1 protein-coding gene is annotated in these 1,139 nt (G+C 67.7%); it reads left to right on the plus strand.

The window, feature by feature from the left end; translation table 11 throughout:
* The coding region (locus ABFS34_16940) for a M2 family metallopeptidase (protein MEN8377113.1) at positions 1-1,139 on the plus strand (1,139 nt) is incomplete at both ends.

A 1,139-nucleotide genomic window follows, 5' to 3' on the forward strand; every position in this document is an offset into this window, starting at 1 on the left:
TCGCCGTCCTCCTCCCGGCCATCGCCGCCTGCGCTCCTCAGGGTGAGGCGCCCGCCGGCGGCGTCACCGCGGCCGACTTCATCGCCGGCGTCGAGGCGGCATACGCCGACCTGAACGAAGAGGCGAACCGCGTCTACTGGATGCAGGAGACGAACATCGGCTTCGATTCGAACTGGCTCGCGACGCGCATGAGCGAGAAGCTCACCAAGGCGGCCGTGGACTTCGCCAACGAGTCGAAGCGATACGAGGGACTCGATCTGCCCGCGGAGCAGGCGCGCAAGATGACCATGATCCGAACGGGGATCACCCTGCCCGCCCCGACGACCGAAGGAGCGGCCGCCGAGCTCGCGGAGATCACCACGCGCCTCAACACGGGGTATTCCACGGGCAAGATCGAGTTCGGGGGCCAGACGGTGCCGCAGGACGAAACCGAGGTCCTGATGCGCCAGCTCCGTGACCCGGCGCAGTTGGAGGAGGTGTGGACCAAGTGGCGCGATCACGCCAAGACGATGAAGGCGGATTTCGTGCGCGAGGTCGAGATCGCCAACGCCGGTGCGCGCGAGCTCGGGTTCGCCGACGTGGGCGAGATGTGGCGCTCCGGCTACGACATGGATCCGGACGAGTTCGCCCAGGAGGTGGACCGCCTGTGGGGCCAGGTGCGGCCACTCTACGACGGCCTCCACTGCTACGTGCGGGGCGCGCTGAACCAGCGCTACGGGGACGACGTCGTCCCGCTGGATCAGCCGATTCGGGCCGACCTCCTGGGCAACATGTGGGCGCAGAGCTGGACCGCGCTGGGAGACATGGTCGCGCCGGCGGGCGCGGGAGAGCCGGTCGACCTGGACGCGATCCTGGTTCGGAACGGATACACGCCAGAGCAGATGGTCAGGACCGGCGAGGCGTTCTTCACCTCGCTCGGCATCGCGCCGCTGCCCGAGAGCTTCTGGGAGCGTTCGCAGATCGTGAAGCCGGAGGGCCGCGAGGTGGTCTGCCACGCGTCGGCCTGGGATCTGGACGACAAGGACGACGTGCGCATAAAGATGTGCACGAAGGTCAACGGCGACGACTTCCGGACGGTGCACCACGAGCTGGGGCACAACTTCTATCAGCGCGCCTACAAGGCCCAATCCACGCTGCAC

The sequence above is a fragment of the Gemmatimonadota bacterium genome (assembly GCA_039715185.1).
Classification (GTDB): domain Bacteria; phylum Gemmatimonadota; class Gemmatimonadetes; order Longimicrobiales; family RSA9; genus DATHRK01.